The following is a 13,679-nucleotide window of genomic DNA, read 5'->3' as shown; positions in this document are numbered from 1 at the left end:
TCAGCCCGTACAGGACGGTCAGCGTCAACGGCATCTCCATGACACCGTCCCAGGCGTACACGGCGGCCCGCGGCGTGCCGGACTCCGACGCCTGAGGCCCTGCCGAGCGGCAACGGAATGCTCCGCAACGGGTTGTTCACGTGGCCTGGTGTCCCGCTGCACTTTAAGGGTTGCGCAATTGGGGAACCCTTAGACTCGCCACTCCTGACGGCACTCGTCTGGCCGGTTCGTACGTCGTGCGGCCGAGTCACACACCGAGGTTCGGGGGACAGATGGGGGCACCGGAACTGCCCGAGGCAGAGATTCATGCGACGTTCGAGCGGCTTCTGGAGGAGGGCTTGCAGTCCCCGCAGGTCGCTGACGCGCTGCGCCGACCCGGCGGAACGCTCGACCGCGGACGGCTGCGTACGCGAGCGCTCCAGGCGCGGGACGACATCCTTGCCGCTGCGGCCGTCGAGTATCGCGAGTTCGTCGAGGCGCTGGCCGACGTGGCCGCCGGGACGAAGGACCGCAGCGCCAGCGAAGGGCCGGAAACCGGTGTGCCGAGCGCCAGTGGCGGCCTCTTGCCGGTGCTGGCGGTGCTCGTGACGAGTCTGGCCGTCGCTGCCGCCGCCGTGTGCCTGATCATAGGGTTCGTCCTGCTGGCCCTTGGAGCGCGTCCCTACGTCGGCGAAGCACTGATCACGTCGGGTCTGATCGCCGGGGCCGTGGCCGTGGGAGGAGCGATCGGGGACCTCGCGTACTTCATCGTGGCGGCCGCTCGGAGCCGGGCGGCCGATCGGCCTGACGCGCCTGAGGATGCGGCCACCGGAGCGGCGCACGCACGTGAGGAGTGGGAGCTGGCCCTGCTGGAGCGGGGAGTCCTGCCGTTCCTGCTCGGGCGGCTCGAAGAGAGTTCCGCGGCGGAGCGTGAGGGCCCTTCTGCCCGCCGGTCCGCGCGCGGCCTCTGACGGGGTCTCCGGCCTTGTGCGCGCCGCGCTCGGGCCCGATGGCTCGTCCTGTGCGCCGGCGGCACCTGGCCCGCCCACCCCGTCGTTACGGGGAAAGCCGCGCGATTCCATGCGTCTTCGGCGTCTTCGCGCTCCCCACGGCCGAGACCGTGCTATTGCCGACTGCCGCACCCCGGGCAGAAGGCCGCGCCGTCCGGCACCACGGCGGAGCAGGAAGCGCATGCGGAGGACTGGGCCAGGTGATAGCCGCAGCCGGAGCAGAAGGCGGCGCCGCGGGTCTCGGTGCGGCACTGGGGGCAGACCAGCTGCCGGGGCATGTTGGGGTCGTACCCCTGACCGGCCTGCTGGCCCACGGCGTACGCCCGCTGCGAGGCCATGTCGTTCAGGCCGCGCTGCTGGGCCGCCATGGCCTCGGCCGCGGTGTCCGGAGCGCAGTTCAGGCACAGGCCCTGCGCCGCGTTCCAGCAGCGCCCGCAGACGTAGTGGGTGCATCGCGCACAGCGGTTGAAGTGTCCTTGCGCATTGCCGATCGCCCGTTCGAAAGCCTTGTCGCGGGCGGGCCCCCAGCCGGCGCCGGCGAGTCCGTCGGCCGCGGAGGTGAGCCCGCCGCCGGCCCGGCCCAGCAGGCTCCAGGCCATGTCGACGCCCTTGCCGAGCCAGGTGGCGGCCCGCTCACCGGCGTACGGCTCGAAGGGCGAGCGCCAGGTGTCGTAGCAGCGGGAACACGAGAACTCGAACTGGAAACCGGCCCCCGTACCGCTGCGCTCGCACAGGTCACGGTAGTTGTTGCTGAAGTAGATCTCGCTGCTCACGTGGTCCCCCCACAGTTCCGGCCGTCGGCACACTGCCCTACGACGCCGGCGGAAGGCTACTGGTTCTCGCCATCGGTGAGGCATTCAACGGCAGGGCCGCCGGCCGCAGTCCCGTCGGGGATCAGCCGGGCGACCACGACGAGCTCCTGCCGCGCTGCCTCGTACGTCTCAGGGACTGGCGATGTCGAAGCCGTACCGCAGTGGCTCACTGCTGCTTGGCGCTCTCGGGGCGGGCCGGCGGAGTACCCACCCGGCGCCACAGTTTATCTTTTGCGCAATTGAGGGAACCGTGGTGATGTGGTCGGCGTTGAACCCGGTGACCGTACAGACGACCCGCAGTCGGGAGGAAGAGCCGTGGGAGTTTCCCTGGGCAAGGGCGGCAACGTGTCGCTGAGCAAGGAGGCGCCGGGCCTGAGCGCGGTACTGGTCGGCCTCGGGTGGGACGTTCGCACCACCACCGGTGCGGACTACGACCTGGATGCCTCCGCCCTGCTCTGCGATGCCTCCGGCAAGGTCGTCTCCGACCAGCACTTCGTCTTCTACAACAACCTCAGGAGCCCGGACGGGTCGGTGGAGCACACCGGAGACAACCTCACCGGTGAGGGCGAGGGCGACGACGAGTCGATCAAGGTGAACCTGGCCGCCGTACCGGGCGAGGTCGCGAAGATCGTGTTCCCGGTCTCCATCCATGAGGCGGAGGTGCGCGGCCAGAGCTTCGGGCAGGTGCGGAACGCGTTCATCCGTGTCGTGAACCAGGCAGGCGGCCAGGAGATCGCGCGGTACGACCTGTCCGAGGATGCCTCGACGGAAACCGCGATGGTGTTCGGCGAGCTGTACCGGCACGGCGCGGAGTGGAAGTTCCGCGCGGTGGGACAGGGCTACGCCTCGGGCCTGCGCGGAATCGCGGCCGACTTCGGCGTCCACGTCTGAGGCCCCCTACTGTCGCCCACCGCCCGCTCGGCCGGCCCCATGCCCGCATGCGGCCCCATGCCCGCATGCGGCCCCATCCCCGCATGCGGGCGATGGGCGGGCGGCCCGGACACCCTTGGCCGTCACGGAACCCCGGCGGCCACAGCCGACCGTACGACCCGCAGGCGATCGCGTGAGCGCGAAAGCCGGAGGACGCTCACATGACCGGTGCGAACACCTTCACCGTCTCGGGCTACGGCCCCGAGCGCCCCGCCTGGGCGCGGCTCTTCGCGCGCGACTCCGTGGTGCGCCGGCTGGACTGGCCGATACTGCTGGCGGCCCTTGCCCTGTCGTTCATCGGCTCGCTGCTGGTGTACTCCGCCACCCGGAACCGCACCGGGATCAACCAGGGTGACCCGCACTACTTCCTCGTCCGGCACTTGATGAACCTCGGCATCGGGTGCGTCCTGATGATCGGCACGATCTGGCTGGGCCACCGCGCCCTGCGCAACGCGGTGCCGATGCTCTACGGCATCTCACTGCTCGGGGTGCTGGCGGTGCTCACCCCGCTCGGTGCCACCATCAACGGCAACCGCAACTGGATCGTGCTGGGCGGCGGATTCTCTCTCCAGCCCTCGGAGTTCGTGAAGGTCACCATCATCCTGGGCATGGCCCTGCTCCTCGCGGCCCAGGTCGACGCGGCCGACAAGAAGTACCCGGACAACCGCACGGTGATCCAGGCCCTGGGCCTGGCCGCCGTGCCGATCGCGGTCGTCATGATGATGCCCGACCTCGGCTCGACGATGGTCATGACGGTCACGATCCTGGGCGTGCTGCTCGCGTCCGGCGCCTCCAACCGCTGGGTCTTCGGCCTGCTCGGCGTCGGTGTCCTCGGTGCCGTCGCCGTGTGGCAGTTGCATCTGCTCGACCAGTACCAGATCAACCGCTTCGCCGCCTTCGCCGACCCGAGCCTGGACCCGTCCGGGGTCGGCTACAACACCAACCAGGCCCGCATCGCCATCGGATCCGGCGGTCTGACGGGCGAGGGCCTCTTCCATGGCGCGCAGACCACCGGCCAGTTCGTCCCGGAGCAGCAGACCGACTTCGTGTTCACGGTCGCCGGGGAGGAACTGGGCTTCGCAGGCGGCATCCTGATCATCGCCCTGATCGGCGTGATCCTGTGGCGTGCCTGCCGCATCGCCCGCGAGACAACCGAGCTGTACGGCACGATAATCGCCGCCGGCATCGTCGCCTGGTTCTCCTTCCAGTCCTTCGAGAACATCGGCATGGCGCTCGGCATCATGCCGGTGGCGGGCATTCCGCTGCCGTTCGTCTCCTACGGCGGTTCCTCGATGTTCGCGGTGTGGGTGGCGGTCGGTCTGCTGCAGTCCATCCGGGTGCAGCAAAGGTGACCAATGGTCCGGCGAGGCTTATGAGCTCGGAGGAGGGCTGGACCCCGTCGCCGAGTCGGTTGCCGTCTACAGCGGCCACGCCGGCGAGTACGCGGCTGTGCATGCTCCGAAGATGGCGGATCGAGTCGAGCGGTTCGCGGGCTCTCTGCCGGCGCCTTCGTTGATCCTCGACGCCGGATGCGGCCCGGGCCGCGACCTCGCGAGGTTCCGGGCGTACGGGCATGTGGCGCGCGGTGTCGACCTGAACCCGGTGTTCGTGGCGATGGCCAACACCCACGCGCCCACATCGCAGTGCGATCTGCGTGAGGTCGGGAAGCGGTTCCCGGCCGGAACGTTCGACGGTGTCTGGGCGTCCGCCTCTCTCGTCCACCTCGATGCGGCGGAGACCGTTGACGTGCTGGGGCAGTTCGGGGCGCTGCTGCGTCCCGGCGGCAAGCTGTACGTGTGTCTCAAAGCCACCGGGCACACGGGCTGGCTCGACGAACCTGACGGAAGACGGTGGTACACCGTCTGGGATCCGGACGAGTTTGCCACCGCCGTGACGGGGGCGGGCTTCGAGGTCGACCGGGTGGACCCGGGCCCGTACGCCGAGGTGTGGGCCTCCCGCAACGGCTGAGGTCGGCAGCGCCCGGTGAACCGGGGCACACACGCTGTTCCGAACGCATTGACCTCGGGGTCGCCGTTCTCTGCGCCGGCGTGCGCGTTGACGACCAGGCACCCCCAGCGGGCGTGAGCAGCCGGACGGTGGTTCGACCGGTGACGGGGCGTCAGCGGGGTTTCGGGCCGGGACGACCACTCGTCCCCTCGGACTGGTGCGGCTTGACCGCGCGAACGATCGCGGAGTGCATGCCGTCGGCGACGGAGTGGGTCGAGGTGATCTGTACGTCGGTGAATCCGGCTCGCTCCAGTCCCTCCCGGTACTCGCTGAAGGACAGCGCGCCGGCGATGCAGCCGACGTGGTCCCCGCGCTCGGCGCGCTGTTCGAGGGTGAGGGTGTCGTCGGCGACGATGTCCGACACGCCGATCCGGCCGCCCGGCTTCAGCACACGGTAGGTCTCGGCGAAGACGGCCGGCTTGTCGGCGGACAGGTTGATCACGCAGTTGGAGATCACCACGTCCAGGGTGCCGGCGGGCAGCGGGATCGCCTCGATGGTGCCCTTGAGGAACTCCACGTTCGTCGCGTCGGCCTTCTCGGCGTTGGCCAGTGCCAGGGCGAGCATCTCCTCGGTCATGTCCAGCCCGTACGCCCTCCCCGTCGGCCCCACGCGGCGGGCGGACAGCAGCACGTCGATGCCACCGCCGGAGCCGAGGTCGAGGACGCGCTCGCCCTCGCGCAGTTCGGCCACGGCGACGGGGTTTCCGCAGCCGAGGGAGGCGGCGACGGCATCGGCGGGCAGGGTGTCACGCTCGTCGGCGGCGTAGAGCGTGGAACCGAAGTTCTCGTCCGCTTCGAGGGGCTGGGGTCCGCAACAGGCGGTGCCACCTTCGGCGACCTTGACGGCCGCGGCGGCGTACCACCGGCGGACGGTGTCACGCAGGTCAATGGGCTGCTCGTTCATGGCTTCACTCCTGGGTGACGAGGCACGAGAGCACGTCGGACGGCCTGTATCGACATTCATCGATGCAACCTTGCGCCCTGGATCGAAGAATGTCAACATAGAGGAATGTCGAAACAAGAGCTTGCGGTGATCGGCCAGGGCGACGCCTGCTGCCCGGGGGTCTCTACGGCGCCGCTCGACGACGGGCGGGCAGCCGAGCTGGCCAAGGCCTTCAAGGCCCTGGGCGACCCGGTGCGGCTCCGGCTGCTGTCGATGATCGCCTCGCGTGAGGGCGGTGAGGTGTGCGTGTGCGAGATGACGCCCGCCTTCGATCTGTCCCAGCCGACGATCTCCCACCACCTCAAGCTCCTGCGCCAGGCCGGTCTCATCGACTGCGAGCGCCGTGGCACCTGGGTCTACTACTGGGTGCTGCCGGAGGCTCTCGATCACCTGGCCGCGTTCTTGAGGACGCCGACGGCCACCGGGGCGCCCGCGTGAGCGCCTCTCTCGGGCGGCGTGCCCTGGCCGAGGCCGTCGGCTCGGCGGCGTTGGTCGCCGTGGTGGTCGGTTCGGGCATCCAGGCCACCGGACTGTCGCACGACGGGGGCGTGCAGTTGCTCGCCAACGCGCTCGCCACGGTCTTCGGCCTCGGCGTGCTCATCGCTCTGCTCGGGCCCGTCTCCGGTGCCCACTTCAACCCGGTCGTCACGCTCGCGGCCTGGTGCACCGGCCGCCGTACCGGCGGCGGGCTCACCGCACGGGACGTGTGCGCCTACGTTCCCGCCCAGGTCGCGGGAGCGGTGGCGGGTGCGGTCGTCGCCGACGCCATGTTCGGCGAGCCGTTGGTGCGGTGGTCGACGCGCGACCGCTCGGCCGGCCATCTGCTGCTGGGCGAGATCGTCGCCACCGCCGGACTGGTGTTCCTGGTGTTCGGCCTGTCCAGGGCCGGCCGTGCTCACGTCGCCCCGGTCGCGGTGGCGTCGTACATCGGAGCGGCGTACTGGTTCACCTCTTCGACCTCGTTCGCGAACCCGGCGGTGACGATCGGCCGGGCCTTCACGGACACCTTCGCCGGCATCGCGCCCGGCTCGGTCGCCCCGTTCGTGGCAGCGCAGGCGGTCGGCGCGTTGCTCGGGCTGGTGCTCATGGGCCTGGTCTTCGAGCCTCAGGGTTCTGCGCAGGCCGATGCCTCATCGGCCCAGGACGAGCCCGAACTCGCCGCCCCCACCCTCCCCTGACCCGCTGCCCAGGAAGGCGCCCCCGTGACCAGCACTCCCGCCACCGACCGCCCCTCCGTCCTCTTCGTCTGCGTCCACAACGCCGGGCGCTCGCAGATGGCCGCCGCCTTCCTCGCCCACCTCGCCGGAGACGCGGTGGAGGTCCGTTCCGCGGGCTCGGCCCCGGCCGGCACGGTCAACCCCGCTGTCGTCGAGGCGATGCGGGAAGAGGGCATCGACATCTCCGCCGAGACTCCGAAGATCCTGACCGTCGAGGCCGTACAGGCGTCCGATGTCGTGATCACCATGGGGTGCGGTGACACCTGCCCCGTCTTCCCCGGCAAGACCTACCTGGACTGGACGTTGGACGACCCCGCCGGACAGGGCGTCGACGCCGTACGCCCCATCCGCGACGAGATCGGGAACCGCGTCCGGGACCTGCTCGCCGGCCTCGGCGTGGCGCCTCGCGTATGACAGCCGACGCGGCGGTCCGCATCGCCGCGATGCGACACCCGGCCGGGCCGCTGTCGTTCCGCTCTCCGAGCGATGTGCCTACGCCGAGCCATCGACCTGGGGTTGCTGTCGCTGTCGGTCCCTTCTGACGCCGCCCGGTCGATGGACGGTTGCGCTCGCACAGGCGGGACGCCTCGGCGTACGGCTTGGACACGCCGCACGGGATGTCGCCGGGCAGCCCCGCGACGACAACCGGGGGAGCGGGCCACATCCGCGGCTTTCCGCCCCGCGCACCGCGTCTCACCGGCCGTTGAACTGGAAGACGTCACCAATCGAGCGCACGCTCGTCGGCTCGCGCGCCCCATTCCGGCGTGACCGGGCGCGCGTCGTGGCAGGTGAAGCCGAGGCGGGTCAGTGCCCGGTGCATCTCGGCCGAGGTGAAGTCGCGGCGGTTCTGTCTGGTGATCACTTCCCCGACCTGCATCACGGGGTAGACGCGGCGGTTGATGGTCACGCACACGCCGGTGGCGGGTTCGGGCGTGATGCCGCTCATCGACTGCTCGACCTCGAACTTGGTCAGGTCGAAGGGGAACCGGGCGATGACACAGCGCATGGATGCCTCCACAGGGCGGACAGGGATGATGGCTCAGGACGTGAGGGCGAGGATGCCCAGGGCGTAGCCGTGTTCGTCGATCACGGGGGACACGTCCAGGGTCCGGTCCCGCATGGCGGCCTCCGCCTCGCCGAGTACGGCGACGGACGAGGTGAACGGTCCGCGGTCGAGCGGGATGTCCCGCAGCCGGGTCCGGTCGCTGTACCACGAGCCGCCGCGGTGCGCGGCGAGCTGGGCCCGGGTGACCAGTCCCGCGCACCGCCCGTCCTCGTCCTGGAGGAGCAGGTGCGGGACACGGGCACCGATGAGCACGGACAGGGCGACGTCGACCGTCATGTGGTCGTCGACCTGGGGCCCGGGATCGTGCATGGCGTCACGGGCGGTCAGATCGATGCCGTCGGCGCCGTCGGCCTGCTGTGTTCGGGACGGATGCTGCGTCAAGGGCTTCTCCTCTTCGTCGGGGCGGGCGGGACGGGCGACGGATCTGCCTGACTGCTGGGAGTGCATCCCCCGTACGGGGCTACGGGGTGTTCCTCGGGGCGGAGCGACGGGCGCGGGCGGCGGCCCGGCCGCTCCCGCCGTGGCCGGCGGCCCGGCCCCTGCGATTCCGGCCGGCGGATCCCTTGCTCTCGCCTCTGCCCTCGCTTCGTCCGTCGACCGGGGCGGTGAGCGTGACGGGCACGCCGGAGGGGGTCCGGGCGCCGGTGATGCGCTGCAGTTCGGCCTCGCCGGGACGGACCCGGGCGGTGTCCGGAGTGATGCCGGCGTCGGCCATCAGACGGTCCACGGCGCGGCGCTGGTGCGGCAGGACGAGGGTGACGACGGTGCCGGACTCGCCGGCGCGTGCCGTACGGCCGCCGCGGTGCAGGTAGTCCTTGTGGTCGCCGGGAGGGTCGACGTTCACGACGAGGTCGAGGCCCGCGACGTGGATGCCGCGGGCGGCGACGTTGGTGGCCACCAGGGCCGTGACGTGGCCGTCCTTGAACTGGGCGAGCGTCCGGTTGCGCTGCTGCTGGGACTTGCCGCCGTGCAGGGCGGAGGCGCGCACCCCGACGGACAGCAGGTGCGCAGCGAGCCGGTCCACCGCGTGCTTGGTGTCCAGAAACATGATCACGCGTCCGTCGCGGGCGGCGATCTCGGTCGCGGCGGAGTCCTTGTCGGCGTCGCGCACGTGCAGCAGATGGTGCTCCATGGTGGTGACGGCTCCCGCGGACGGGTCGACCGAGTGCACGACGGGGTCGTGGAGGTAGCGGCGTACCAGGAGGTCGATGTTGCGGTCCAGGGTGGCCGAGAACAGCAACCGCTGGCCGCGGGCGGGGACTTGGCCGAGCAGCGCGGTCACCTGCGGCATGAAGCCCATGTCGGCCATCTGGTCGGCCTCGTCCAGGACGGTGACGGCGACCTGGTCCAGCCGGCAGGCTCCTCGCTCGATGAGGTCCGTGAGACGGCCGGGCGTGGCGACGACGACCTCGGCGCCGCCGCGCAGCGCGCTCGCCTGACGGCCGATCGACATGCCGCCCACCACGGTGGCGAGCCGCAGCCGCAGGGCACGGGCGTACGGGGTGAGCGCGTCGGTGACCTGCTGGGCCAGTTCCCGGGTGGGGACGAGGACGAGGGCGAGCGGCTGTTTGGGCTGGGCCCGCTGCCCGTCGAGGCGGGCCAGTACCGGCAGGCCGAAGGCGAGCGTCTTGCCCGAGCCCGTCCGACCCCGGCCCAGGACGTCCCGGCCCGCCAGCGCGTTCGGCAGGGTGGCCGCCTGGATCGGGAAGGGAACGGTCACGCCCTCGGTGCGGAGTGCGGCCAGCAGCCGTGCGGGCATGTCCAGTTCGGCGAACGTCCCGACCGCGGGGAGCGGCTCGGTGAGGGTGACCGGCAGGGCGAACTCCTGTCGGCGTGCGGTGGGGCGTGCTCGTTGACCGCTCTTGTGCCGGGGGCCCGGACCGGAATTTCGACGGTGCGGTTGCTGCGCCCGGAAGCGGTTGGAGCTGCTGGAGCTGCTGGAACGAGCGGAACGGGTGCGGTCCACGACGGGGCCTTCCTCGATGCGGCACGTATCGAGGAATTCCTTGAGGGGAATCACAGGACTGAGCCGAGTGAAATCCGAAGACCTTGGGTTGACGTTTCGTACGTTCCGCACGGCCTTGCGGGAGCAGAAAAAATGGGCTGGGGCCCGCACCCCGAGAGCGCGGGCCCCAGCCACATGATGCGCGAACCGGTGGCTCGCGACGGTTCGCGTCGGCGTCAGGCGGGAACGATGTTCTCGGCCTGCGGGCCCTTCTGGCCCTGCGTGACGTCGAAGCTGACCTTCTGGCCTTCCTGAAGCTCGCGGAAGCCACCGTTGCTGATGATGTTCGAGTAGTGGGCGAACACGTCAGCGCCGCCGCCCTCCTGCTCGATGAAGCCGAAGCCCTTTTCCGCATTGAACCACTTCACGGTGCCAGATGCCATATTGAATCTCCCTTGGAGGGGCAGTGTCGGACTCCGCACTTTACGGAGCCTAGTCGCCGCGATGATCACCCCTCCGGAAAGATCCCGGAAAGCTCTGCAAAGAAAAAATCTCTGGCAACCAAAACCGCAACAGCTATCACGTTAACACAGGCGGGTGGCGGCAGCGATGAGTTTTCGGACCGGTCCGGTAATCGTCATCCCGCTGGAGTATGCATTTCTATATCGGCGGGACTAGGTATCCGCACCGGGCTCGTCCAGCTTCCGGCGCATTTCCCGGTTCAGCCGGAGGGCGTCGTCGAGCTGGTCCTCCAGGGTGATGATGCGGCACGCGGCCTCGACGGGGGTGCCCTGGTCGACCAGTTCCCGGGCGCGGGCGGCGGTGCGCAACTGGCGGCGGGAGTACCGGCGGTGGCCGCCTTCCGAACGCAGCGGGGTGATCAGCCCGGCTTCGCCGACGGCCCGGAGGAAGGCGGGGGTGGTGCCGAGAACATCGGCGGCCCGCCCCATGGTGTAGGCGGGATAGTTGTCGTCGTCGAGGTTGCCGGCGACAGGGGTGTTCTCAGCGGGCATGGCACCTTCGTTTCGGGGGCGCGGCGAGGGACCCGGGTGTGCGCGGCACCCGTGCTGCGAAGGATCCGGCGCCATCCGCCTTCGCGCCATCCGCCTCGTGCGACAACCCTAACTCCGGCGGGCACGGACATGTGGTCTCGCCGTGGCAGATATCCCCTCTCCGGACGACGTACTCAGCTCGCGAAGTCGCGCTGCTCCGGTGTCAGCCCGGCTGCGGACATGAGCGATACGGCGGCCCGTTCGGTGGCCTCCGGCGGGACGACCAGCAGGTCCCTGCGCCCCTGGCCGGGTGCCATCAGGACGACGGTGCTCGGCGCGTGCGCCGTGGTGGACCTGCGCAGCCGGACGACCTGGTCGCGGACGAGTACGAGGCCCGGTGCCCCGGTCCCCGCCGTGCCGTTCACCAGGACGCTGACGATCTGACCCCAGGCACGGGGCAGACCGGAGAGCAGCGGCGGAAGTTCCGCCAGGAGATCGAAGGTGCGCGGCCACCAGGCCCCGTCGATACGGCGTGGCACGGTGCTCTCGGGTGCGAGGTACAGGCGCAGGAGAGGCGGGGCGGGCGGCGGGGGCCGTAGGCGGTCGCTCGTCATGAGGTGTCCTGTCGAGTGGTTCGGCGCGGTACGTCGGTCCCGGCCGGACGGTGTGCCTCGGCCGCCGGGAGAGCGCAAGCGGAGGACGCGGCGGCTCGGACCGCCGCGGTCAGCTGTTCCGTCCGGGTGCCTTTGGCGCGCCGGTGTCGGCCGTTCGTCCCTCCCAGGCGTCCTGCGCGCTGGCGTAGGCGGGGAAGCGGTGGAGGAGACCGGTGCAGCGGAAGACCAGGGCGGTCGCGTGGCTGTCGTAGACGACGCGTATCCAGCCGCCCCGGGCGCGGCAGTCGGACCACGCCTCGCACAGAGGCGCCAGGATGCTGCCGTCGGAGAACGTCACCCGGCTCAGGTCCACGATGAGGCGGAGCCGTCCGGGCCGGGCGGCGCGGGCCTCGGCCAGGGCGCGGACCAGCGGCGCCACGGTCTGCGCGTCCAGCTCGCCGTGCGCGCGGACGATGCGGCACTCCTCGAAGGGCTCGGGTGCTTCGCCCTGACTGGTCGACGGTCCGTGCGAGGAGGGCACTTGAGGCCGGCCGACGGTCCCTGCCGAGGATGCCCACGGGGTGGCGTGCCTCATGGTGTCTCCCCTGTCGTGCTCCCGAGGAGCCCGGTCTCGGCGAGCGTCAGCATGCGCGCGGCGGTCAGCGGGTTCTCGGGGTCGGCTGCCGCGGCCGGCAGCCGGGCGGCTGTTCCGGCGGGCTTCTCGGGCGGGACGACCAGCAGCACCCAGCGCCTCTCGGTGCCGCAGTCCAGGGTGATGACGTGCGCGGCGCTTCCGGGGCCGGCCGGCTCAACGGCGATCTCCCGGCCGGGTGACATGACCGTGTGTGGCGCGTCGGGCCATTCGGCGGGATCAACGGTGACCCGCACCGTGGTATCCGGATCCGGCTCCAACGAGCCGACCAGCGAGGGAAGTTCGAGTTCGAGCGCGGCGCGGCGCGGCCACCGGGCCCCGTCCAGCGGGCCGTGGCTGACGTCCGGCGGGAGGGCCAGGCGCGGCAGGGGCATGCGGTACGTGTGCGCGTCGGCCGCGGGCACGCCTCCGGTCGGCGTACTGCTCGGTTCCATCGTGCGGTCCCGTCCCGGAAGCCGTGGAGCGACTGCCCGTCTGGTCACTCGCCGGGAACGGCACCGCCGGAAGCGCTGCGCGAAGAGCTCTCGGTACGGTCAAGGCTACTCCCCGGCCGACGAGAGGCGGGCGGGTCAGTCGCCCGACTACGACCGCTCTGTCCTCTCCCGGTCGTCCTGCTGCTCCTCCTCCTGCTCCTCCTCCTGCTCCTCCTCCAGCTCTTCCATCAGGCAGATGCCGACGTGTGTCAGAGAGACGGCGGCCGGGGTCCGGTGCGAGGTCCACTCCACGTTGATCAGGCCCTCGTCGGCCAGGTAGACGCACGCGGCGGAGAGGTCCTCGTCGGGCAGGTCAAGCTCGGCACGGAGCACCGATCCGCTGACCTCGGGGCGGTTGTGCTCGACGGCCCCGTACAGGGATTCCAGGACCGCCTTCCGGTTGTTCCTGCGTTCGCGGAGTTTCGTCATGGCTGTCGTTCTCCGAGGTGTTGACGGCCGCGTGGGCATGGACGCGACGGTGGACTCCCGTGGCCTCAGGGACCCGGGTCACACCTCGTCGGCGTGTGCTTGCGCCTGCTGTGTCGATGTACGGGTCGAGAGCCAGGACCGTGCGGGTTCCGCGGCGTTCGCGGTGTCGAGGGTGAGATGGAGCCGGGTCCCTCCTTCGCGGCCGGCGGGATAGCTGCGCTGCTCGGTCGAGGCGAAGCAGCGGCGGAGGACGTCGGCCACGCGCCGGGCGACCTCAGGGGTCGCGGCCACGATGCGGACCTCGGCGTGACTCTCGGAGGGCAAGGGGTTGTGCTCCATACGGACCTCCTGGCGGGCGACGGGTACACACCAGAACGCGGTCGTTGCCCGAGCCGCCGAGCGACGGTGACGGGGGCTGCGCCGTGTTTCCACGGCACCCCTCTCCTGAAGGGTATGCCGGGCGAGGGCGGCCGTGCGTACCCCGCCCGACCGGCGGTCCGGCCGGGAGTACGCCTGGGAGTACGGTGGAGACATCGAGGGCACTCCGTGCACCGGCTCCGACACCAGTGCCGCTCTCGGTGATCGACGACACGGGGGCGGTCCTCGTCCGCGCCCGGGGCAGGGTCCGCCC

At 70.8% G+C, this 13,679-nt stretch carries 19 protein-coding genes; 7 read left to right on the top strand and 12 right to left on the bottom strand.

Translation table 11 applies throughout. The features are described 5' to 3' along the window. Positions 1–272 precede the first annotated feature (272 nt). Positions 273–950 carry a hypothetical protein gene (locus tag ACWDEN_RS21350; RefSeq protein WP_450859882.1) on the top strand — a complete coding sequence of 226 codons (678 nt, stop codon included), beginning with the start codon at positions 273–275 and terminating at the stop codon, positions 948–950. Positions 951–1,102: 152 nt separating this feature from the next. Here ACWDEN_RS21350 and ACWDEN_RS21345 read toward each other — a convergent pair whose 3' ends face one another. Next, the gene (locus ACWDEN_RS21345) at positions 1,103–1,762 is read right to left on the bottom strand and encodes a double zinc ribbon domain-containing protein (protein WP_351602354.1); all 660 of its coding nucleotides are present in this window, start codon (positions 1,760–1,762) and stop codon (positions 1,103–1,105) included. Between the two features lie 354 nt (positions 1,763–2,116). On the opposite strand from ACWDEN_RS21345, the gene ACWDEN_RS21340 reads away from it, so the two are divergent. The 3 genes from ACWDEN_RS21340 to ACWDEN_RS21330 all read left to right on the top strand — a co-directional run bounded on the left by ACWDEN_RS21340 (position 2,117) and on the right by ACWDEN_RS21330 (position 4,699). Further along, complete coding sequence (locus ACWDEN_RS21340) at positions 2,117–2,692, top strand: TerD family protein (RefSeq protein ID WP_351602355.1); 576 nt, start codon at positions 2,117–2,119, stop codon at positions 2,690–2,692. Between the two features lie 200 nt (positions 2,693–2,892). After that, entirely contained in the window at positions 2,893–4,083 is a 1,191-nt protein-coding gene (gene rodA / locus ACWDEN_RS21335) for a rod shape-determining protein RodA (RefSeq protein ID WP_351602356.1), read from the top strand. Positions 4,084–4,195: 112 nt separating this feature from the next. After that, positions 4,196–4,699 (top strand): class I SAM-dependent methyltransferase, encoded by a 504-nt coding sequence (locus ACWDEN_RS21330; RefSeq protein ID WP_450859881.1) that lies wholly within the window; start codon positions 4,196–4,198, stop codon positions 4,697–4,699. Between the two features lie 151 nt (positions 4,700–4,850). On the opposite strand, the gene arsM is transcribed toward ACWDEN_RS21330, so the two are convergent. Beyond that, a complete protein-coding gene (gene arsM, locus ACWDEN_RS21325; protein WP_450859880.1) occupies positions 4,851–5,642 on the bottom strand; it encodes an arsenite methyltransferase in 792 nt (263 codons plus the stop codon). Between the two features lie 105 nt (positions 5,643–5,747). Here arsM and ACWDEN_RS21320 point away from each other — a divergent pair, with 105 nt between their 5' ends. The 3 genes from ACWDEN_RS21320 to ACWDEN_RS21310 are packed head-to-tail and all read left to right on the top strand — an operon-like array spanning position 5,748 to position 7,312. After that, positions 5,748–6,119 carry an ArsR/SmtB family transcription factor gene (locus ACWDEN_RS21320; RefSeq protein ID WP_450859879.1) on the top strand — a complete coding sequence of 124 codons (372 nt, stop codon included), beginning with the start codon at positions 5,748–5,750 and terminating at the stop codon, positions 6,117–6,119. Further along, complete coding sequence (locus tag ACWDEN_RS21315; RefSeq protein ID WP_450859878.1) at positions 6,116–6,859, top strand: aquaporin; 744 nt, start codon at positions 6,116–6,118, stop codon at positions 6,857–6,859. Before ACWDEN_RS21320 ends, ACWDEN_RS21315 begins: the two co-directional genes overlap by 4 nt. Before the next feature lie 24 nt (positions 6,860–6,883). Beyond that, positions 6,884–7,312: an arsenate reductase ArsC gene (locus ACWDEN_RS21310; protein ID WP_351602366.1), complete on the top strand. Its 429-nt coding sequence runs from the start codon at positions 6,884–6,886 to the stop codon at positions 7,310–7,312. Between the two features lie 304 nt (positions 7,313–7,616). Here the strand turns inward: ACWDEN_RS21310 and ACWDEN_RS21305 are convergent, their stop codons facing one another. The 10 genes from ACWDEN_RS21305 to ACWDEN_RS21260 all read right to left on the bottom strand — a co-directional run bounded on the left by ACWDEN_RS21305 (position 7,617) and on the right by ACWDEN_RS21260 (position 13,387). Continuing rightward, complete coding sequence (locus tag ACWDEN_RS21305; protein WP_351602368.1) at positions 7,617–7,904, bottom strand: SCO5918 family protein; 288 nt, start codon at positions 7,902–7,904, stop codon at positions 7,617–7,619. A 33-nt stretch (positions 7,905–7,937) separates the two neighbouring features. Beyond that, positions 7,938–8,273, bottom strand: coding sequence for a CBS domain-containing protein (locus tag ACWDEN_RS21300; protein ID WP_351602603.1), 336 nt, complete (start codon positions 8,271–8,273; stop codon positions 7,938–7,940). Positions 8,274–8,424: 151 nt separating this feature from the next. Next, positions 8,425–9,930 (bottom strand): DEAD/DEAH box helicase, encoded by a 1,506-nt coding sequence (locus tag ACWDEN_RS21295; RefSeq protein WP_450859877.1) that lies wholly within the window; start codon positions 9,928–9,930, stop codon positions 8,425–8,427. A 215-nt stretch (positions 9,931–10,145) separates the two neighbouring features. Continuing rightward, complete coding sequence (locus ACWDEN_RS21290) at positions 10,146–10,352, bottom strand: cold-shock protein (protein ID WP_020943091.1); 207 nt, start codon at positions 10,350–10,352, stop codon at positions 10,146–10,148. 231 nt (positions 10,353–10,583) lie between these two features. Then, entirely contained in the window at positions 10,584–10,922 is a 339-nt protein-coding gene (locus tag ACWDEN_RS21285; RefSeq protein ID WP_351602372.1) for a MerR family transcriptional regulator, read from the bottom strand. Positions 10,923–11,095: 173 nt separating this feature from the next. Further along, complete coding sequence (locus ACWDEN_RS21280) at positions 11,096–11,515, bottom strand: DUF5994 family protein (protein ID WP_450859876.1); 420 nt, start codon at positions 11,513–11,515, stop codon at positions 11,096–11,098. A gap of 109 nt (positions 11,516–11,624) precedes the next feature. Next, positions 11,625–12,089, bottom strand: coding sequence for an STAS domain-containing protein (locus tag ACWDEN_RS21275; RefSeq protein ID WP_351602376.1), 465 nt, complete (start codon positions 12,087–12,089; stop codon positions 11,625–11,627). After that, a complete protein-coding gene (locus ACWDEN_RS21270; protein WP_450859875.1) occupies positions 12,086–12,580 on the bottom strand; it encodes a DUF5994 family protein in 495 nt (164 codons plus the stop codon). The genes ACWDEN_RS21275 and ACWDEN_RS21270 overlap by 4 nt, the downstream gene beginning before the upstream one ends. A 147-nt stretch (positions 12,581–12,727) precedes the next feature. After that, positions 12,728–13,048: a hypothetical protein gene (locus ACWDEN_RS21265; RefSeq protein WP_450859874.1), complete on the bottom strand. Its 321-nt coding sequence runs from the start codon at positions 13,046–13,048 to the stop codon at positions 12,728–12,730. A 78-nt stretch (positions 13,049–13,126) separates the two neighbouring features. Continuing rightward, the gene (locus ACWDEN_RS21260; protein WP_351602382.1) at positions 13,127–13,387 is read right to left on the bottom strand and encodes a hypothetical protein; all 261 of its coding nucleotides are present in this window, start codon (positions 13,385–13,387) and stop codon (positions 13,127–13,129) included. Positions 13,388–13,679 lie beyond the last annotated feature (292 nt).

It is taken from the genome of Streptomyces sp. NPDC001153, from assembly GCF_053598315.1.
The sequence above is the reverse complement of the archived record's forward strand: the minus strand, read 5'-3'. Positions and strand labels throughout refer to the sequence as shown.